The 20,412-nt window shown below is 72.2% G+C and carries 17 protein-coding genes; 14 read left to right on the top strand and 3 right to left on the bottom strand.

What is annotated here, in order from left to right; genetic code table 11:
• Positions 1–31 precede the first annotated feature (31 nt).
• The 3 genes from ACIQZN_RS07215 to ACIQZN_RS07205 are packed head-to-tail and all read right to left on the bottom strand — an operon-like array spanning position 32 to position 4,862.
• Positions 32–2,524 carry a YfhO family protein gene (locus ACIQZN_RS07215; RefSeq protein WP_403989219.1) on the bottom strand — a complete coding sequence of 831 codons (2,493 nt, stop codon included), beginning with the start codon at positions 2,522–2,524 and terminating at the stop codon, positions 32–34.
• Positions 2,525–2,526: 2 nt separating this feature from the next.
• Complete coding sequence (locus tag ACIQZN_RS07210) at positions 2,527–3,885, bottom strand: polysialyltransferase family glycosyltransferase (protein ID WP_403989217.1); 1,359 nt, start codon at positions 3,883–3,885, stop codon at positions 2,527–2,529.
• Entirely contained in the window at positions 3,885–4,862 is a 978-nt protein-coding gene (locus tag ACIQZN_RS07205) for a glycosyltransferase family 2 protein (protein WP_403989215.1), read from the bottom strand. The genes ACIQZN_RS07210 and ACIQZN_RS07205 overlap by 1 nt, the downstream gene beginning before the upstream one ends.
• Before the next feature lie 209 nt (positions 4,863–5,071).
• Between ACIQZN_RS07205 and ACIQZN_RS07200 the strand changes: the two genes are divergently transcribed.
• The 14 genes from ACIQZN_RS07200 to ACIQZN_RS07135 all read left to right on the top strand — a co-directional run bounded on the left by ACIQZN_RS07200 (position 5,072) and on the right by ACIQZN_RS07135 (position 20,103).
• Positions 5,072–6,421 (top strand): DUF6716 putative glycosyltransferase, encoded by a 1,350-nt coding sequence (locus tag ACIQZN_RS07200; protein ID WP_403989213.1) that lies wholly within the window; start codon positions 5,072–5,074, stop codon positions 6,419–6,421.
• Between the two features lie 32 nt (positions 6,422–6,453).
• Positions 6,454–7,674, top strand: coding sequence for a cytidylyltransferase domain-containing protein (locus ACIQZN_RS07195; protein ID WP_403989211.1), 1,221 nt, complete (start codon positions 6,454–6,456; stop codon positions 7,672–7,674).
• Positions 7,675–7,685: 11 nt separating this feature from the next.
• Complete coding sequence (locus tag ACIQZN_RS07190) at positions 7,686–8,621, top strand: N-acetylneuraminate synthase family protein (RefSeq protein WP_018519148.1); 936 nt, start codon at positions 7,686–7,688, stop codon at positions 8,619–8,621.
• A gap of 11 nt (positions 8,622–8,632) precedes the next feature.
• The gene (locus ACIQZN_RS07185; protein WP_403989208.1) at positions 8,633–9,691 is read left to right on the top strand and encodes a hypothetical protein; all 1,059 of its coding nucleotides are present in this window, start codon (positions 8,633–8,635) and stop codon (positions 9,689–9,691) included.
• A gap of 145 nt (positions 9,692–9,836) precedes the next feature.
• Positions 9,837–10,445: a hypothetical protein gene (locus tag ACIQZN_RS07180; protein ID WP_403989206.1), complete on the top strand. Its 609-nt coding sequence runs from the start codon at positions 9,837–9,839 to the stop codon at positions 10,443–10,445.
• Between the two features lie 161 nt (positions 10,446–10,606).
• Positions 10,607–11,836, top strand: coding sequence for an amidohydrolase (locus ACIQZN_RS07175; RefSeq protein ID WP_403989887.1), 1,230 nt, complete (start codon positions 10,607–10,609; stop codon positions 11,834–11,836).
• Between the two features lie 149 nt (positions 11,837–11,985).
• Positions 11,986–13,026, top strand: coding sequence for a BMP family protein (locus tag ACIQZN_RS07170; RefSeq protein ID WP_403989204.1), 1,041 nt, complete (start codon positions 11,986–11,988; stop codon positions 13,024–13,026).
• A 252-nt stretch (positions 13,027–13,278) separates the two neighbouring features.
• Positions 13,279–14,868, top strand: coding sequence for an ABC transporter ATP-binding protein (locus ACIQZN_RS07165; protein WP_403989202.1), 1,590 nt, complete (start codon positions 13,279–13,281; stop codon positions 14,866–14,868).
• Positions 14,865–15,980 (top strand): ABC transporter permease, encoded by a 1,116-nt coding sequence (locus ACIQZN_RS07160; RefSeq protein WP_403989200.1) that lies wholly within the window; start codon positions 14,865–14,867, stop codon positions 15,978–15,980. Before ACIQZN_RS07165 ends, ACIQZN_RS07160 begins: the two co-directional genes overlap by 4 nt.
• Positions 15,977–17,266 (top strand): ABC transporter permease, encoded by a 1,290-nt coding sequence (locus ACIQZN_RS07155; protein ID WP_403989198.1) that lies wholly within the window; start codon positions 15,977–15,979, stop codon positions 17,264–17,266. Before ACIQZN_RS07160 ends, ACIQZN_RS07155 begins: the two co-directional genes overlap by 4 nt.
• The gene (locus ACIQZN_RS07150; RefSeq protein ID WP_073964308.1) at positions 17,263–17,667 is read left to right on the top strand and encodes a cytidine deaminase; all 405 of its coding nucleotides are present in this window, start codon (positions 17,263–17,265) and stop codon (positions 17,665–17,667) included. The genes ACIQZN_RS07155 and ACIQZN_RS07150 overlap by 4 nt, the downstream gene beginning before the upstream one ends.
• 119 nt (positions 17,668–17,786) lie before the next feature.
• Positions 17,787–19,064 (top strand): thymidine phosphorylase, encoded by a 1,278-nt coding sequence (locus ACIQZN_RS07145; protein ID WP_403989196.1) that lies wholly within the window; start codon positions 17,787–17,789, stop codon positions 19,062–19,064.
• Between the two features lie 98 nt (positions 19,065–19,162).
• A complete protein-coding gene (locus tag ACIQZN_RS07140; protein ID WP_403989194.1) occupies positions 19,163–19,759 on the top strand; it encodes a Uma2 family endonuclease in 597 nt (198 codons plus the stop codon).
• Positions 19,760–19,812: 53 nt separating this feature from the next.
• Positions 19,813–20,103: an STAS domain-containing protein gene (locus ACIQZN_RS07135; RefSeq protein ID WP_403989192.1), complete on the top strand. Its 291-nt coding sequence runs from the start codon at positions 19,813–19,815 to the stop codon at positions 20,101–20,103.
• Positions 20,104–20,412: the final 309 nt, after the last annotated feature.

The following is a 20,412-nucleotide window of genomic DNA, read 5'->3' as shown; positions in this document are numbered from 1 at the left end:
GAAGTCTCGGTGTCGTCGCGGGTGTACGGGTTTACGGTGCCGCCCCGCGCCGCCGCCGCATCCGCCCCGTCACCCCCACGGCCACCAGCCCCAGCAGCGCCACGCCCCCGGCGGTGCTCCCCGCCTTCAGCCCCGGCGGCCGGTAGGTGCAGTCGAGCACCGGCCGGTCGCCGCTCACCGGGGCCGCGACCAGCCCGAGGTACGAGCCGGCCGGGCGTCCCCCGCAGCTCCACCCGGCGATCCGGGGCGCGGCGAGCACCGCCAGGCCCCGCGTCCCGGCCGGGAGTTCGGCGCGCACCCCGCTCCCGGTCACCGTCACCCGCGTCGCCCCCGTCCGCTTCAGCCCGGCCACGGCGGCGGCCAGCCGGTCCCGGTCCAGGCAGCCGACGGCCTCGTGCGGGACGGTCCCCGGCCGGGCCACGCGCAAGGCCGCGTCGAGCGCCCCGCCCCCGTCGCCCAGCTTCCGCAGCTCGGCCCGGCGGCCCGGCAACTCGCCCCGGAAGTCGGCCTCTTCGGCCGCCCCGAGCCGTGCGCGGCCGAACAGGTCCGGCGCCCACAGATACACCTCGCTGCCCGCCGGACAGGCCGCGCGGAGGGTGTAGGTGCCGGGGCGCACCGCGTAGTCGTACGCGCCCGCGTCCGGCGCACTGCTTCCGTCCGCCGCGCGCAGAGTGGTCGTCGGCACGGTGTAGACGGACGCGCCGAGCAGCTTCTCCTGGTTGCGGAAGGGTGAACGCCCGTAAGGGGGAGACCCGTTGGCGGGCCGTACGGTCACCAGCGGCGGCACGTCCTCGTGGGTCACCGTGACCGGGCGGTCGTCCGGGCGGTTCCAGCCCTGGTGCGGGTCGCGCGGCATGTGCACCCGGGCGCCCACGGAGAACACCGCGTCCGTCACCGGGCTGTCCAGGTCGTGCAGGGCCCGGCCGTTGGACGTCCAGCCGGCGCCCAGGGCGAGGAAGGTGCGGGTCAGGACGTCCGGGGTGTGGCTGCTGTAGTACGCCCCGCCCTGGCCGCCGGTCAGCAGCGGATCGTTCGCCGTGCTCTGCTCCAGGCCCGGATCGGTCCGGTAGCGCGGCCAGCCGTCCGCCTCGGCGACCGCGGCCGCCTGGAGGCGCTGGCGCTCGCCCCAGGGGGCGTAGTCGTCCAGCCGGCCCAGCCGCTGCCGGTCGGCGTACGCGGTCGTCGCGGCGGCCTGCCCGGCCTGCGCCCCGACCAGCAACAGCGCCGCCAGCACGGCGTACCGGCCCTGCCGGGCCAGCACCAGGGCGCCCGCCACGGCCGCCAGGCCCACCGCGAACAGCGGGTACGTCCAGGCGGTGACCAGGGCGCTGGACGCGGCCCCGGCGGCGATCAGCGCGACCACCCCGGCGCCGCCGAGCAGCGCCCGCCGGTCCGGCCAGCCGGAGGCGACCGAGAGCCAGGCGGCGATCACCAGGAGCCCGGACAGCACGAACGTCTGGCGGTACGGGCTGCCGTTGGGCGTCGCGAAGGCGTGCCACAGCAGATGCGTCGGCCCCCACTGCAAGGACAGCGCGACCCCCGCCACGAGCCCCGCCCACACGAGGCGTTCGGTGCGCGGGACGGCCCGGTGGAAGGCCAGGGCGCCCGCGAGCAGGAGGGCGCCGGTGCCGAGGAAGAGCGCCGGGCTGAAGAAGCCGTACGTGGCCGGCAGCAACCGGGCCGCGACGTCCGGCCAGGCCGCCGGGGCGAACTCACGCGTCCAGCCCGGGTAGGCGTGCCGCGTCCCGAGGAACACCGGCACCAGGACCGGCGCGGCCAGCCCGATCCCGAGCGCGACCGTCCGGACCGCGCGGCCCAGCCCCCGTATCCGCTCGCGGCGCGTCCCGTCCTCCACCAGCAGCCGCACCAACAGCACCAGCGCCGCACCGAGCGTCGCCATGTACGCGGTGTAGAAGTTCGACACCCAGGCCAGCGTCACCAGCAGCGTGCCCAGGACCGGCCGCCGGCCGGTACGGGCCCACTCGGCGGCCAGGCACAGCAGCGGGAACGCGATCAGCCCGTCCAGCCACATCGGGTTGTACACGGCCTCGATCACCGACCACCCGCACAGCGCGTACGAGGCCCCGAGCACGACCGCCGCCCACTCCCGGTTCCGGCCGCGACGGAGCGCCGTCAGCAGCCAGGTCATCGCGGCCGCCGCCACCCCCGTCTTCACCAGCGTGACCGCGTACACCGCCAGGTCGATGCGGTCCCGGGGGAAGACCCCGACGAGCAGGGCGAGCGGGCTGCTCAGATACGTACCGAAGTCGGGCAGGAAGCCCGTGCCGAAGCCGGACTGCCAGTTGAGGAGGAGCCCGCCGTCGGCGCGGCCGTGGAGCAGGTCCCAGAGGCGGGCGTGGAAGGGGACGAACTGGTTTCCCAGGTCGTTGACGCTGCGGGTGTGCGGGCCGAAGGGGTAGCCGCGGGCCACCGCGTCCCCGGCGCAGACGGTGAGGGCGGCGAGCACGGCGGCCAGGGCGGCGGCCCGGCCGCGCGGCGACCGGACTATCGGGAGTTTCCTCATGCTCAGCCGGCCGCAGCCCTCTTCAGGGTGCGGGCCCGGCGCGCGATGCGGCGGACCGTCGCGTTGCGCGGGATGAACGTGAGCTGCGCCGGAATCGCCCCGGGCAGCCCGAGCGCGGTCAGCCGCCGCCGCTTGAAGTACCGCCGCACGCTGTCCCGGTGGCCGCTGAGATAGCGCTCGGCGGCGGGGCGCAGGGGGGCCTGGAGCTGCGGCTGCATCGCGTAGCCGACCGCGCCGACCAGCCCGGCGGTCCCGCGCGCGATCTCCTCGGGCGAGGGCATCGACCACCCGGTCACCGCTTGCGGGTCGTCCAGGTCGGGGAGCAGCGCGTCCACGATGGTCACGGGGATGCGGTTGCTGTTCTGGTACGGGCTGAGCTGGTGCAGCAGCGGGCCCGTGCCCAGGCGGGCGACCGGCAGTCCGTAGAACGAGGCGGCGGTCAGCAGCGCGGTGGAGAAGCAGCCGACGACGAGGGCGGGGCGCATCGACGCGAACAGCGTCTCCGCCAGGACCGGGGTGTCCGCCACGGTGAGCACGGCACCGAGCCGTACCGCCTCCTCCTCCAGGGCGCGCGTCCAGTGGGCGGGGGCGCTGGGGTGCGGTTTGAAGACGATGCGGGTGTGGCCGAGGGCGACCGCGCCGCGCACCATCCCCGCGTGCAGGTCCTCTTCTTGTCGAGGCGTCAGAATGCCCAACGTGGACATGTACTGACCCAGGACGAGCGCGGGGCCCGGAGCCTCGGGGGCGGCGACCGGGTCGGCGAGCTCGCCCAGCACCTTGAGGAAGGCGTCCGTCGGGACGACCTCCGGCTCCACCCCGAACTCCGTGAGCAGCAAGGGCTTGAGCCCCGGCACCAGGTCCAGGTGGAGCAGCCGGCGGATGCGGGTGCCGACCAGCTGGTCGAGCCGGCTGCGGGTCGGTCCGTAGCTCATCAGGCCGTCCGCGTACACATGGAGCGGGCTGTCCCCGAAGACCGTGGCCAGCGCCTGCGCGGGGTTGGCCTGGATGGACTCGCAGGCCAGCTCGACCGGTTCGTCGCCCAGGTCCCAGGCGGCGCGCACGGCCCGCTCCCACAGCGGGGCGTCCTGCTCCCGGGGCGCCCAGCCGGCCGGGTGGAAGGGGCTGATGAAGTCGTTCCAGGACCGCACCGCGTCGAACTCGGCGGCCAGCGCCTCGAACCCGGGCCGGTGGTGGAGCGGGGTGCCGAGCTCGGGCGAGGGCGAGGTGTCGCTGACGACGAGGATGCGCCGGTGCTCGGAGCGCGGCCCGAACATGCCGGAGCGCAGGGCCGCGACGAGCGTGGCGGCGGCGTACTGCGTACACGCCGAGAAGACCTGGACGGTGGACGTGCTGCCGGGCATCAGGCCGCGACCTCCCGCGACACGGAACGGCGGCGCACCCGGCGCAGCCGGTCCGCACGGCGCTCACCCAGCGAATTCAGCGTTTCCGCGAGAATGTCCTGAGGCATGCGCCGCAGCGAAGCCGCACTCATCGAGCGCAATTTCCTGGCCACTGCTGGTTCGAACCTTTCGATGGATTCCAAATGGTGCGCCATGACCGCGCAGTACGTACGCACGGCCTTCGGCATCAGCCGGTCCGCGTCCGGATCCAGGGCCGTTTCCTCCAGCACCTGGTCGAACGCGCGAATGAAGTCCAGCTGGCGCACATCGCCGATCTGGGTGAGCGAGGAGGCGACCCCGCGCCGGTAGAAGATGCCGGGCAGCCCGACCGCCGCGAAGGACTCCGCCTCCCGGTGCAGCCGCCAGATCCACGGCCGGTCCTCCGCCGTGCGCAGCCCGTCCCGGAACCGCAGCAGCCCCGAATCCGCCAGCCGGCGGTGATAGGCACCGGCCCAGGCGTACGCGTAGTCCACCGGCGTCGAGCGGTCGGCCGGCAGGATCACCTCGCGCGGGCTGACCACGGTGTTCCGCAGCCCGAACGGGACGCGGTGGACCGTGCGCACCCGGTCGGTGAACTGCACATGGTCCGTACGGACGAAATCGCAGCCCAGGGCCGTGATCGCGGCCAGCAGCCGCTCGTAGTGCCCGGGCGCCGCCCAGTCGTCCCCGTCCAGGAACGTGAGGTATTCGCCGCGCGCCGCGTCGATCCCCGTGTTGCGGGCGGTGGCCAGGCCCCCGTTCCGCTCGTGCGGGACCAGGACGGCACCCGGGAGCTCGCGCTCGGCGCGCTGGAGGATCTCCAGGGTCCCGTCGGACGAACAGTCGTCGACGAGGATGAATTCGACCCCCTCGCGGGCATTGGCCCGCAGACTTCTCAGGGTGTCGGGGGCGTAGGCCCGAACGTTGTAGAACGGCACGATGACGGAGAGCTTGACCACGCGGACCACGCTAGGGGGCGGTCCGGCATTTACCCTGGACCCGACGGGTACACCAGGTGAACGAAGAATGTCGGGACCATGAACCGGCCCGAATCCCCGCCCCGGAACACCCATTCCATCAGCTGATTCTCCGGGAGTCGGCGGGCTGTTAACCCGCTGTTGCCGTCACGTTGGGCCGCGAATCCGAATGCCTTCCTAAATTCGAAGACGTGCCACGACGTACCGAAAAGACGACGGCCCTCAGGGCAGCCGTGATCGCCGACTCCGACACCCGGTGGAAATGGGGCGCGCTCACCGCGCACCGCCTCACCGCCCCCGTGTCCGGGGCGCCCGCGCAGCGGGTGGAGATCAGCGGACTGCTGCTGCGCGGCCGGGCGACCCCGACCCCCCGCCAGCTCGCCGAGGTAGGCGACGTGGGGATCCCCGCCGACCGGGTGCGCGAGGTGACCGCCGTCGAATTCCTGCACGCCGTAGGGGACGAGGGGTACGACGTCGTCGTCCTCGCCCTCGTCGGCGGCGCGGTCCAGGCCATGCTGCACGGCATCGCGGCGCTCCGGCTGCCCACGCGGCCCGTCCTCGTCACCGGCTACGTCGGCGTCGTCTACGAGAAGCTCACCGACGGGCTCCTGCTGCGCCACGGCGCCGACGTCGTCCTCGCCAACTCCCGTCACGACGCGCAGCGTTTCCGTACGGTGTACGAGGGAGTGGGCGCCGACGCCTCGGCCGTCACCGAGGCCGCCCTCCCGTTCCTCGGCGGCGAGCCGTACCGGCCCGAACCGGGCCGCGACACCCTGGTGTTCGCCGCCCAGCCCTCCGTACCGGAGAACCGCGCCGACCGGACGTACCTGCTGCGGCGCCTGGTCGAGCATGCCCGGCTGCACCCCGGCCGCGAGGTGCTGCTGAAGCTGCGCTCCAAGCCCGGCGAGCACACCACGCACATCGAGGAGCACCCCTACCAGCGGCTCGCCGAGCGCCTGCCCGGCGGGCTCCCGCCCAACTTCCGCCTGGTGTACGGGCACATGGGCGAGGTCCTGGACCGCACCGACCTCCTCGTCACCGTCTCCTCCACGGCCGCCCTGGAGTCCCTGCACCGCCGCATCCCCACCGCCGTCCTCACCGACCTCGGGGTGCGCGAAGCCCTCGGCAACCACCACTTCACCGGGTCCGGACTGCTCACCTCCTTCGACCACCTGGACGGCGGCGGGCACCCGGAACCCGACCCGGAATGGCTGGCCGGCCAGGGCGTCGCCGCAGACGGCAGCTACCCCACCGCGTACGACACCGCACGGGCCCGGGTCACCGCACTGCTGGCCCGGGGCCGGCTGCCCGACCCGGCGCCCTACTACACGCCCGCCACCGCCCCCGGCTACCTCCCCGGCATCCTCGCCCGCCACCACCTGGCCCCCGACGGCCACCCGCTGCCCGGCGCCGCCGCGCCCCGCGAGGCCGGCCGGGTCAGGACGGCGGTGCGCGAGGCGGTCCGGGACGCGGCCCGGGGCGCGTACCGGCACGGCGTCCAGCGCGTCGCCCCGGTCGTCCGGCGGATGGGGGAGCTGTGAACACCACTGTCACGTCACCTACTGGAGCACCGATGAACCGACCCACCGTGCTCGCCGTCATCCCCGCGCGCGGCGGCTCCAAGGGCGTACCCGCCAAGAACCTCGCCCGGGTCGGCGGCGTCCCGCTCGTCGCCCGCGCCGTCCGCGCCTGCCTGGCCTCCGGCGAGGTCACCGACGTCGTGGTGACGACCGACGCGCCCGCCGTCGCCGAGGCCGCCCGCGCGGCGGCCGAAGCCCTCGGCGAGAGCGGCCGGCTGCACTGCGTACAGCGCCCCGAGGAGATCGCCGGCGACACCGCGACCAGCGAGGCCGCCGTGCTGCACGCCCTCGACGCCTACGAGGCGCTGCGCGGACGCACCGCCGACGTCGTCCTGCTCGTCCAGTGCACCAGCCCCTTCGTCACCCGCGAGGACATCGACGGGGTCGCCGCCGCCGTCGCCCACGAGGGCGCCGACACCGCCCTCACCGTCGCCCCCTTCCACGGCTTCCTGTGGCGCGACGGCACCGCGGTCGAGGACCACAACTACGGCGTCAACCACGACAAGCGGGTCCGCCCGCGCCGCCAGGACCGCCCCGAGGACCTCCTCGAAACGGGCGCCGCCTACGCCATGGACGCCGCCGGCTTCCGCACCCACCGGCACCGTTTCTTCGGCCACACCGCGCTGGTCCGCACCGACCCGGCGCGCGTCCTGGAGATCGACGACCCGCACGACCTGGCCCGCGCCCGCGCGCTCGCTCCCCTTCTCGACCCGGCCCCGCTGCCGACCCTGGACGACATCGACGCCGTGGTCCTCGACTTCGACGGCACCCAGACCGACGACCGGGTCCTCGTGGACTCCGACGGCCGCGAGACCGTCGCCGTGCACCGGGGCGACGGGCTCGGCATCGCCGCCCTCCGCAAAGCGGGCGTACCGCTGCTGATCCTGTCCACCGAACAGAACCCCGTCGTCGCCGCCCGCGCCCACAAGCTGCGCGTGCCCGTCCTGCACGGCGTCGACCGCAAGGACCTCGCGCTCAAGCAGTGGTGCGACGAGCAGTCCCTCGCACCCGAACGCGTCATGTACGTCGGCAACGACGTCAACGACCTCCCCTGCTTCGCGCTCGCCGGCTGGCCCGTGGCCGTCGCGAGCGCCCACGACTCGGTGCGCGCAGCGGCGCGCGCCGTGACGACCACCCCCGGCGGCTCCGGCGCCATCCGCGAGATCGCGGCCTGGCTCCTGGGCCCCACCCTCACCACAGCCCCCACCCAGTAAGGAACACCCTCATGAGCACCTCCCGCCTGCGCACCCTCGGCAACCGCACCGCCGGACCCGGCAACCCCGTCTACATCACCGGCGAGATCGGCATCAACCACAACGGCGACCTCGACAACGCCCTCGCGCTGATCGACGTGGCCGCCGAAGCCGGCTGCGACGCCGTCAAGTTCCAGAAGCGCACCCCGGAGATCTGCACCCCGCGCGACCAGTGGGACATCGAGCGCGACACCCCCTGGGGCCGCATGACGTACATCGACTACCGCCACCGCGTCGAGTTCGGCGAGGACGAGTACCGGGCGATCTCCGAGCACTGCGCCGAGCGCGGCATCGACTGGTTCGCCTCCCCGTGGGACACCGAGGCCGTCGCCTTCCTGGAGAAGTTCGACGTCCCCGCCCACAAGGTGGCCTCCGCCTCGCTCACCGACGACGAACTGCTGCGCACCCTGCGCGCCACCGGCCGCACGGTGATCCTCTCCACCGGCATGTCGACCCCGCGCCAGATCCGGCACGCCGTCGAGGTGCTGGGCTCCGACAACATCCTTCTCTGCCACGCCACCTCCACGTACCCGGCGAAGGCCGAGGAGCTGAACCTGCGGGTCATCAACACCCTCCAGCAGGAGTACCCCAACGTCCCGATCGGCTACAGCGGCCACGAGACGGGCCTCCAGACCACCCTCGCCGCCGTCGCCCTCGGCGCCGCGTTCGTGGAGCGCCACATCACCCTGGACCGCGCCATGTGGGGCTCCGACCAGGCGGCGTCCGTCGAGCCGCAGGGCCTGTCCCGCCTCGTCCGCGACATCCGCACCATCGAGGCGAGCCTCGGCGACGGCGTCAAGAAGGTGTACGAGTCCGAGCTCGGTCCGATGAAGAAGCTCCGCCGGGTCCCGGGCGTCGTGGCGGAGAGCGACGCGGCGGCCCCGGCCGCCGAGCCGGTCGCGGTCTGACGGGCCGGCCGGTGAACCTCGCCTTCGTCGAGAGCCCGGTCCAGCTCCTGAACGTCCTGGAGTGGGCCGTCACCGAGGGAGGCGGCGGGCGCGTCCTCACGGACGTCACCGTCGTCGTCCTCCCCCCGGTCGACCCGATGTCGCGCGGTCAGCTGCGCCGGATGGCGGAGCTGGCCCGCGACGAGGGCATGACCGTGCGCTGGCAGGAGGCGCGCGGCGACTCGGGCACCCCCCTGAAGTCGCTGCGCGCCCTCACCCGGCTCGTCCGCAACGCCGACCACATAGTGATCGGCGACCCCTTCTCGCGTTACGTGCAGCTGCTGCTGTCGCTCGTACGCCCCCGCCGCCTCACCGTGGTCGACGACGGCACCGCCACCATGGAGTTCGTCGCCCAGCTCACCCGGGGCGAGCGCCTCGTGCGCTGGCACCGGCGCGGCGGCTTCGACCCGCGCGGCCTGGCCCTCGCCCCGGTGACGTCCACCGCGCGGCGCCGCTTCACCCCGTCGGCGGCGCGCGAGGTCGAGCTGTTCACCGCCATGCCGGTGATCCCGCCGCCGGGCGTCACCCTCATCCCGAACACCTTCTCCTGGACCCGGTCCCGCTTCGGTCCGCCCTCGCTCACCAAGGGCGCGGACCTGGTCGGCACCTCGCTGGTCGAGACGGGCGTGGTGGACCGGGCCCGCTATCTGGAGGCGGTCGCCGCCCTCGCCCGTACGCACGGCGCCACCCGCTACTTCGCGCACCGCCGCGAGTCCACCGAGAAGCTGCACGCCCTGGAGGCGGCCACCGGCCTGGAGATCGTCCGCCCCGACCTCCCCCTGGAGCTCATCGCCCGCCGAGGCCCGATCGGCCGCACGGTCCTGAGCTTCCCGTCCACCGTGGTGCACACCCTGCCCCTCGCCCTGGCCGGCACCGAGGTCAAGGTCGCGGTCTGCGACATCGCCCCGGAATGGCTCCACGAAACGGCCTCCCCCCGCGCCCAGGGCTTCCTGAGCGGCGTCACGGAGACCGCCCGCGACGTCCACCGCCTGGCGCCCTGGCGGGTCACGGCGGTGACGGGGGAGGCGTGAGGGGCGGTCGCCCGCGGCAGGCTGAGCCGGGGCCGTCACGGGTGCCGGCCCCGAGTCCGACCCCAGCTGGTGTGTGCGGGCTGATCAGGGTCGACCGAGGGTCATCCCCGATGGCCGGAGAGTGCGCCGAGGCGATGATCGAAGCATGCCGATCACGGAAATGACGCGACTTCAGAAGAGCTTCAGTACACAGGCGTTCATGCTGGGCCCGGCCCTGATGGCCGGTTACGGGCTGGTGCGGGCTGCCGGGCGGGCCATGGGGGACTACGGGCCCGGTGCGTGGTGGACGGTGGCGCACGTGCTGTTCCTGGCCGGGGCGCTCACGTTCGTTCCGGTCTTCCTCGGCCTGCGCATGCCGGACGGTGTACGCGGTGGCAGACGCACGGGCGTACGGGTGGCCATCGGGGCCGGGCTGCTGGGGACGGCCGCCGTGGCGGTCCAGGCGGTGATCGACCTGGTGGTCGGGTTCCTCGCGGCGGACGAGCGGGCGATGGGCGACATGTTCGAGAAGGTGCAGGACGTGCCCGGTGTGATGCCGGTCGTCTACACGGTGCTGCCGATGCTGTTCTGGCTGGGGCTGCTGGCGGTCGTCGCGCTGCTCGCTTTCTTCCGCCGGGGCGAGGTCCCGGCGTGGTCCCCGCTGTGGGTGCTGGCCGGGGTCGTGATGATGGCCATGAGCCTGGACCTGCTGGCGCCCGGGGCCCTGTGCATCGGACTGGGGCTCTTCCCGATGCGCCGGGGGCTGACGGGCTGACGATCGCCCGGTGGGTGTGGCGCGGGGGCCGGCGAGTTTACCCATCCCGCGCGCGTCCCACACGCCGGGACGCGGCCAAACATTCGCCTGTGTGGCTGAAGTTTTCTTGTTTCATGGTCAGTTGAGGAGGGAACAGGCTTACCCTTCAAAAGGTGAGCCAGTTGATCTGTCCCGAGTCCGAAGCCGGTCCCTCCCAGGACGAGAGCCTGCCCGGCGCTCTGCCCGACGCCCTGCGCGCCGAGCTGATCGCCTTCCGCAGGGATCTCCACATGCACCCTGAGCTGGGCAATCAGGAGTTCCGCACCACCGCGGCGATCAAGGCCCGGCTGGAGCAGGCCGGGCTCGCGCCCAAGGTGCTCGCCTCCGGGACCGGGCTCATGTGTGACGTCGGGGCGCGCGGGGAGGACACCCGGCCGATGCTCGCGCTCCGGGCCGACATCGACGCGCTGCCCATCCCGGACACCAAGAGCGGCGTGCCGTACCGCTCCACCGTGCCCGACCGGGCGCACGCCTGCGGGCACGACATCCACACCACCACCGTCCTCGGCGCCGGCCTCGTGCTCGCCGAGCTGGACCGGCGGGGGCTGCTGCCCAACCCGGTGCGGCTGATCTTCCAGCCGGCCGAGGAGGTCCTGCCCGGCGGGGCGCCCGACGCGATCGAGTCCGGGGCCCTGGAGGGCGTCGGCCGGATCATCGGCGTCCACTGCGACCCGAAGGTGGACGTCGGCCGGATCGGGCTCCGGGTCGGCGCGATCACCTCCGCCTGCGACCGCCTCGAACTCTCCCTGGACGGACCCGGCGGCCACACCGCCCGCCCCCACCTGACCACGGACCTGGTCACCGCCGCCGCCAAGGTCGCCACCGAGGTGCCCGCCCTGCTGGCCCGCCGGGTCGACGCACGGGCCGGGCTGGCCCTGACCTGGGGGCGCCTGGAGACGGGCCACGCCTGCAATGTCATCCCGCAGCACGCGGAGCTCTCCGGCACGGTCCGCTGCCTGGACCTCAAGGCGTGGCGCGAGGCGCCGGACCTGGTGCACGCCGCGATCGACGAGGTGGCCGGAATGCACCGCGCCAAGACGGTGATCAACTACGTCCGGGGCGTCCCGCCCGTCGTCAACGAGGCCGCCACGACCGACCTGCTGGCCGGTGCGATGGCCGCGCGCCGGGGACCGTATGCCATCGAGGACACCGAGCAGAGCCTCGGCGGGGAGGACTTCTCCTGGTACCTGGAGCACGTCCCGGGGGCCATGGCGCGCCTGGGCGTCCGTACCCCCGGCGACACGCGCGGGCTCGACCTCCACCGGGGCAATTTCGACGCGGACGAGGAAGCGATCACGGTCGGCGTGGAACTCTTCACCGCCTCCGCGTTGCTCCACGTCAACCACCTGTAACCGGACACGTCGCCCCGGGTTCGGCGCGCGTTCGCGACGATCCGATAACGGCTTCCGTACAGGGCTTTATCTGACATCTACGCGCGTTACGATCGCGGCGAAACCAGCGCCGGAAGAGGCGCTTCGGTCAGGTTTGAAGGAGCCTTCCCTTGCGCCGGGTATCCAAGTTCAGCGCCGCGATCGCCGTCACCGCGGCCCTCGCTCTCACCGCCACCGCGTGCGGCGAGTCGTCCGACGAGAGCAGCGGCTCGGACGACGGCAAGATGAAGATCGGCATGGCCTACGACGTCGGCGGCCGTGGCGACAACTCGTTCAACGACTCCGCCGCGCGCGGCCTGGACAAGGCCAAGGCCGAGTTCGGCGCCGAGACGAAGGAGCTCACCGCCAAGACCGGTGAGAGCTCGGCCGACCGCGACCAGCGCCTCCAGTCGCTCGCCGAGGGCGGCTACAACCCGGTCATCGCGATCGGCTTCGCGTACAAGGAGGCGGTCGACAAGATCGCGCCCAAGTACCCGAAGGTCAACTTCGGCCTGGTCGACTCCGTCTCCGACGCGAAGAACGTCGCCAACATCGTCTTCACCGAGGAGCAGGGCTCGTACCTCGCCGGTGTCGCGGCGGCGCTGAAGTCCAAGGACGACAAGATCGGCTTCATCGGCGGCGTGGACCTCCCGCTGATCAAGAAGTTCGCGGCGGGCTTCCGCCAAGGCGTCCTGGACACCAAGCCGAAGGCCACGGTGCAGATCCAGTACCTGTCCACCGGCTCGGACCTCTCCGGCTTCGGCAGCCCCGACAAGGGCAAGGCCGCCGCCAAGGGCATGCTCGACAAGGGCATCGACGTCATCTTCGCCGCCGCGGGCGGTTCGGGCGCCGGCTCGATCGAGGCCGTCGCCGGCAAGAAGGGCGCCTGGTCCATCGGCGTCGACTCCGACCAGGCCAAGGACCCGGCCCTGTCGAAGTACGCCGACACGATCCTGACCTCGGTCGTCAAGAACGTCGACTCCGGCGTCTTCGACCTGGTCAAGTCCGTCAAGGATGGCAAGCCGATCACCGGCACCCAGACGTACTCGCTGGCCAAGGGCGGCGTCAGCCTGACCCCCACGGGTGACCACCTCAAGGACATCCAGACCCAGCTCGACGAGGCGAAGAAGAAGATCGTCGACGGCACCATCACGGTCAAGACCACGACCTGATCCACCGTCGATCGGGGCCCGGCGAGCGGCTTCGGCCGCCCGTTCCGGGCCCCGATTCACGTACCCCCGGCGGGGTGGAGGCCACCTGTGATCAGGTGGCCAACGATTCGGCGACGCTACGCGCGTAGCGTGGGACCGGGGCCGGCCGGGCGCGATACGTTTTCCACCCCCCTGCTTCCCGTCCTCACCGCCCCCGCCCTCCGCTCCTGCCAAGGAGAGTGCGCCATCAACGCGTCCAGCAGTCCCAACGCCGTGGAGCTCCGCGGTATCACCAAGCGGTTCCCCGGGGTCGTGGCCAACCACGACATCGACATCACCGTGCGCCGCGGCACCGTCCACGCCCTCGTCGGCGAGAACGGCGCCGGCAAGTCCACTCTGATGAAGATCCTTTACGGCATGCAGAAGCCGGACGAGGGCACCATCGCGGTGGACGGCGAACAGGCCGTGTTCTCCAACCCGGGCGACGCCATCGACCGCGGCATCGGCATGGTGCACCAGCACTTCATGCTCGCCGACTACCTCACCGTCCTGGAGAACGTCGTCCTGGGCTCCGAGAAGCTCTACGGCATCGGCGACCGGGCCCGCGCCAAGATCCGGGAGCTCTCCGACGCGTACGGTCTCGGCGTCCGCCCGGACGCCATGGTCGAGGACCTCGGCGTCGCCGACCGGCAGCGCGTGGAGATCCTCAAGGTCCTCTACCGGGGCGCCCGCACCCTGATCCTGGACGAGCCGACCGCGGTCCTCGTGCCCCAGGAGGTCGACGCGCTCTTCGACAACCTGCGGGAGCTCAAGGCCGAGGGCCTGACCGTCATCTTCATCTCGCACAAGCTGGGCGAGGTCCTCTCGGTCGCCGACGAGATCACGGTCATCCGGCGCGGCACCACCGTGGGCACCGCCGACCCCCGGAACACCACGACCAAGCAGCTCGCCGAGCTGATGGTCGGCAGCGAGCTCCCCTCCCCGGAGACCCGCGAGTCCACGGTCACCGACACGCCCATGCTCACCGTGGACGGCCTGCGGCTCACCGCGACCGACCCGGACGGTGCCGTGCGCGCCGTGCTCGACGGCATCACCTTCACCATCCACAAGGGCGAGGTCCTGGGCATCGCCGGCGTGGAGGGCAACGGCCAGTCCGAACTGGTCGACGCGATCATGGGCATGCGCACCCCGGACCAGGGCGTCCTCACGCTGGACGGCGCGGACATCTCCCGCACCCCGACCCGCAGGCGCCGCGAGGGCGGCATGGCCGTCATCCCCGAGGACCGCCACCGCCACGGCCTCCTCCTGGAGGCCCCGCTCTGGGAGAACCGCATCCTGGGCCACGTCACCGAGCGGCCCAACAGCCGGGGCGCCTTCCTCGACATCAAGGCCGCCCGCACCGACACCGAGCGCATCGTGCGCGAGTACGACGTCCGCACCCCCGGGATCGACGTCACCGCGGCCTCCCTCTCCGGCGGCAACCAGCAGAAGCTCATCGTCGGCCGCGAGATGAGCCACGCGCCCAAGCTCCTGATCGCCGCGCACCCCACCCGGGGCGTGGACGTCGGCGCCCAGGCCCAGATCTGGGACCAGATCCGCGAGGCCCGGAGCGAGGGCCTGGCGGTCCTGCTGATCTCCGCCGACCTGGACGAGCTGATCGGGCTCTCCGACACCCTGCGCGTCATGTACCGCGGCCGCCTGGTCGCGGACGCCGACCCCGCGGACATCACCCCCGAGGAGCTGGGCTCGGCGATGACCGGCGCGGCCAGCGGCCACCTGGAAGCGCCGGAGGAGGGCGAGGCTCCCGCCGCGCCCGCCACGGACGACGACACCGACCCCCGCGAAGGGGGAGAGGACCGATGAAGAAGATCGACAAGGAGCGGCTGCTCCTGGGGATCGCGGCCCCCGTACTCGCGATCGTGGTCGCCTTCCTGGTGACGGCACTCGTGCTCGCCGCCACCGGCAAGGAGCCGTTCAACGCCTTCGGCATCATGTTCGACTACGGCCTGAAGTCGGACAGCCAGGTCTACATCCTCAACAAGGCCACGACGTACTACCTCGCGGGTCTCGCGGTGGCCGTCGGCTTCCGGATGAACCTCTTCAACATCGGCGTCGACGGGCAGTACCGCCTCGCCGCCTTCTTCGCCGCCGCGCTCGGCGGCGCGCTGACCCTGCCCGGCGCCCTCCAGATCCCGCTGATCATCCTCACCGCGATGATCGTCGGCGCCATGTGGGCCGGCATCGCCGGTCTGCTCAAGGTCACCCGGGGCGTCAGCGAGGTCGTCTCGACCATCATGCTGAACTCCATCGCCACCGCGGTCATCGGCTACCTGCTCCAGCAGAACCGCCTCGGCCACCTCGACGAGGCCGGCACCAAGATCTCCACCAAGCCGCTCCCGGAGTCCTCGCACTTCTTCGAGTTCCCGACGACCCCGACGCCCGTCTGGGGCTTCATCGTCGTCGCCGTCGCCGCCGGCATCGCGTACTGGTTCACGCTCTCCCGTACGCGCTTCGGCTTCGACCTGCGTACGGTCGGCGCCTCCGGCTCCGCGGCCGAGGCCAGCGGTGTCAACGTCAAGAAGATGGTCGTCACCTCGATGCTCATCTCGGGCGCCGTGGCCGGCCTGATCGGCATGCCCACGCTGCTCAACGACAGCTACGAGTTCAGCGGCGACTTCCCGGTCGGCATCGGCTTCACCGGTATCGCCATCGCCCTCCTCGGCCGCAACCACCCCGTCGGCATCGCGCTCGGCGCGCTGCTCTGGGGCTTCCTGGAGCGCGGCACCGGAAAGCTGGAGTTCGAGGGGTACGACAAGGAGATCGTCGGCGTGATCCAGGGCGTCATCGTCCTCTGCGTCGTCATCGCGTACGAAGTCGTCCGCCGCTACGGACTCAAGCGCCAGCAGAGCAAGGTCGGCGCGGAACTCGCCGCACAGGCCGCCCGTAACTCCGACCAGCAGGAGGTGTCGGCGTGACCGTCACGGCGACTTCCACCCCGCCCCCGGCGGCCCCCAAGGTCTCCGGCGGCAAGAGCGGGCGTTCCCGCCTCTCCTTCCCCGTCATCCTGCTGATCGTCGCGGGCGTCCTGCTCGCGCTGTCCGCCGTGCGCGCGATCACCGGCGCCCAGGACGTCACCTCGGCGGGCCAGATCAGCGCCGCGCTCGCCATGGCCGTGCCGATCGGCCTCGCCGGTCTCGGCGGCCTCTGGTCCGAACGCGCCGGCGTGGTCAACATCGGCCTCGAAGGCATGATGATCCTCGGCACCTTCTTCGGCGCCTGGGCCGGCTGGCAGACGAGCCCCTGGCTGGGCGTCCTCGCCGGCGTCGTCGGCGGCATGCTCGGCGGCCTGCTGCACGCGGTCGCGACCGTCACCTTCGGCGTCGACCACATCATCTCCGGCATCGCGATCAACATCCTGGCGCTCGGCTTCACCACCTACTTCGCCAAGCTGTGGTTCAACACCGGCGAGGCGGCGGCCAAGGGCGGCTCCCCGAAGCAGTCCCCGCCGGCCGACGAGATCACCTCGGTGACGATCCCCGGCCTCTCCGACGGACTGCACTCCATCGAGAAGCACCACTGGTTCTTCGTCTCCGACCTGGCCGGCATCCTCGGCGGCCTCGTCACCAACCTCTCGCTGCTGACGATCCTGGCCATCGTCCTCTTCATCGGGACCTTCTTCGTCCTGTGGAAGACCGCGTTCGGCCTGCGGCTGCGCTCCTGCGGCGAGAACCCGGTCGCCGCCGAATCGCTGGGCGTCAACGTCTACACGTACAAGTACATCGCCGTGATCGTCTCCGGCGGCCTCGCGGGGCTCGGCGGCGCCTTCCTCTCCCTGGTCACCTCGCACATCTACAACGAGGGCCAGACCGGCGGACGCGGTTACATCGGTCTCGCCGCGATGATCTTCGGCAACTGGCGCCCCGGCGGACTCGCCATGGGCGCGGGCCTGTTCGGCTTCGCCGACGCGCTCCAGCTGCGCAACGGCGGCGAGTCCGTCCACGCGCTGCTCCTGCTGCTGTTCGTGGTGCTCGTCGGCCTCGCCGGGTGGAAGCTCTACCGCAAGAGCTACGTGCAGGGCGTCGTCAGCGCGGTCATCGCGGCCGCCGTCCTGGTCTGGTACCTCGGTACGGACAGCGTGCCCACGGAGTTCGTCAGCGCCACCCCGTACATCGTCACGCTGCTCGTCCTCTCGCTCTCCGCGCAGCGGCTGCGGATGCCGAAGGCGGACGGCATGCGCTACCGCAAGGGCCAGGGCAAGTGACGCCCCCGCCCTTCACCGAGGCCGACTGGGAAGCCCTGCGGGCCGCGGCCCGGGACGCCATGTCCCGGGCGTACGCCCCGTACTCCGGCTACCCGGTCGGCGTCGCGGCCCGGGTGGACGACGGCCGTACGATCACCGGCTGCAACGTCGAGAACGCCTCGTACGGCATCGGGCTGTGCGCCGAGTGCGGTCTGGTCTCCCAGCTGCACGCCACGGGCGGCGGCCGGCTGACCCACTTCACCTGCGTGGACGGGGCGGGCGAGAGCCTGGTCCCCTGCGGCCGGTGCCGGCAGCTGCTGTACGAGTTCGGCGGACCGGAGCTGATCCTGGAGACCCCGGACGGCTTCCGCACCCTGGACGAGATGCTGCCCCAGGCGTTCGGCCCGTCGCACCTCGGCTGACGCCTCCCGCCGGGTGGTCCCGTACAACGGGCCCACCCGGCGCCTCTTTTGCCCTCTATGCGCGTAGAGTCAACAGGGCTCACGCGCACCGTACGTACCGGCCGGAAGGACGCCAGACCATGGACGCCATCTCCGTCATCCGCACCAAGCGGGACCGAGGCGAGCTGACCCCCGAGCAGATCGACTGGGTCATCGACGCGTACACCCGCGGCGAGGTCGCCGACGAGCAGATGTCCGCGCTGGCCATGGCGATCCTGCTGAACGGCATGAACCGTACGGAGATCGCCCGCTGGACCGCAGCGATGATCGCCTCCGGCGAGCGGATGAACTTCGACAGCCTCTCCCGCCCCACCACGGACAAGCACTCCACCGGTGGCGTCGGCGACAAGATCACCCTGCCGCTCGCCCCGCTCGTCGCCGCCTGCGGCGCGGCCGTCCCCCAGCTCAGCGGCCGGGGCCTCGGCCACACCGGCGGCACCCTGGACAAGCTGGAGTCCATCCCCGGCTGGCGCGCCCACCTCTCCAACGCCGAGATGCTCGACGTCCTCGACACCACCGGCGCGGTCATCTGCGCGGCGGGCGACGGGCTGGCCCCCGCCGACAAGAAGCTGTACGCGCTGCGCGACGTCACCGGCACCGTCGAGGCGATCCCGCTCATTGCCAGCTCGATCATGTCCAAGAAGATCGCCGAGGGCACCGGCGCCCTGGTCCTGGACGTCAAGGTCGGCTCCGGCGCCTTCATGAAGACCCTGGACGACGCCCGCGAGCTGGCCTCCACGATGGTCGCCCTCGGCACCGACAGCGGCGTCCGCACGGTCGCCCTGCTCACCGACATGTCCACCCCGCTCGGCCTCACCGCGGGCAACGCCCTGGAGGTCCGCGAGTCCGTCGAGGTCCTGGCCGGCGGCGGCCCGAGGGACGTCATCGACCTCACCCTCGCCCTCGCCCGCGAGATGCTGGACGCGGCGGGCCTCAAGGACGCCGACCCGGAGAAGGCCCTCGCGGACGGCTCCGCGATGGACGTCTGGCGCCGCATGATCGCCGCCCAGGGCGGCGACCCGGACGCCGCACTCCCGGTCGCCCGCGAGCAGCACGTCATCAAGGCGTCCTCCTCCGGCGTCCTGACCCGCCTGGACGCCTACGACATCGGCGTCGCCGCGTGGCGCCTCGGCGCGGGCCGCGCCCGCAAGGAGGACCCGGTCCAGGCCGGCGCGGGCATCGAGCTCCACGCCAAGCCCGGCGACGAGATCACCGCGGGCCAGCCGCTGCTGACGCTGCACACGGACACCCCGGAGAAGTTCGACTACGCCCTGAAGGCGCTCCCGGACGCGTACGACATCGAGCCCGCGGGCACGGCGTTCGCGGCGACTCCGGTGGTGCGGGAACGTATCGCCTGACCTGCGGCTTCCCCGTACGGGTGAACGGGACCGGTGGACTGCCACCGGTCCCGTTCGGCATGCTGGACTCGGCGACGCACCGATAAGAGGAGACCGCCATGAGCGCACTCACCGTCGATCCCGCGCCGGGCCCGGGACAGGGCCAGGAGTGGGACGACCTCGTCCGGATCCGGGAGGAGACGGACGCGCCCGAGGGCTGCAAGGTGGAGATCATCGAGGGGATCGTCACTGTGTCGCCGCCACCGTCCAAGGACCACAACACCACTGCCGAACTGCTGCAGCGCAGGCTCTACTCCGTGATCCCGGAGGAATGGGGGATCTACCAGACCCTCGGGGTCTCGGTCCCCGCCCGGGCCGGGCTCTACATCCCCGACCTGGTGGTCGTCCCGCGCGCCGTGGCCACCGGACCGGGCAACAACGTCCCCGCCGAGGAAGCGCTGCTGGTCGTGGAGATCACCTCGCAGCACAACGCCAACCACGACCGCATCGGCAAGGTGCGCGGATACGCGAAGGCGGCCGTCCCACTCTTCCTCCTGCTGGACCCCTGGCACTCCGGCCGCCCCACCGCGACGCTCTACGGGGAGCCCGAGGACGGCACGTACCGCCAGCTGGCCACGGTCGAGTACGGCGACAAGCTGACCCTGCCCGAGCCGTTCGGCCTTCACCTGGACACGGGAATCTTCCCCGTCAGCTGAGACGGGCCGGCCCGGTGCGGTGAATTCCGGCGCGGTCCCGGGTCTGCCAAGGTATGGAAGCCCCGCGCCCGGCCGCGCTCATCGTCGCCGGCCACCTCACCCGCGACGCCGTCCCCCGCCTGTGCGCCGAGCTGGAAGCCCTCCTGGCCGGGTCCCCCGACCCCGCTGCGGTGCACTGCGACCTGAGCGGCGTCGTCCACCCGGACCTGACCACGGTCGAGGCGATCGCCCGCCTCTGCCTGACAGCCCGCAGAAAGGGCGCCCCGAACCTGCGCCTGCACGGCACCCCACCGGAACTACGGGCACTGCTGGATATGGTGGGACTGGGGGAGACCCTTACTTGAGGCCGGCCTCAGTGATGGTCTTCACATTACGCACAGTTGCGAGTCTCGCGTCCGATGGTGGGGCGGCCCTGGAGTGCAACCAGCCATGCCCTGGGCGAGCTGAGGTCGCCAGACGCCCTTGCACGGGTGGCGATCGCTGCGAAAGATCTGCCGGTTGCAGGTGGCGGTGCAAGGGATTCGGCCTACAACTGTTCTTGCTTTGCCAAGAGTTACGGAGCCCTTTCCAACCTGACCGCGCGGCCTGGCGGTTGGCGGGCTGTACGAACCGACGAAGCTCCTGGTAGACGGGTTCACGACCAAGATCACCCG

The sequence above is a fragment of the Streptomyces sp. NPDC097595 genome (assembly GCF_044761525.1).
In the GTDB taxonomy this organism is placed as follows: domain Bacteria; phylum Actinomycetota; class Actinomycetes; order Streptomycetales; family Streptomycetaceae; genus Streptomyces; species Streptomyces drozdowiczii_A.
This window is presented reverse-complemented; position numbering and strand designations above follow the sequence as displayed.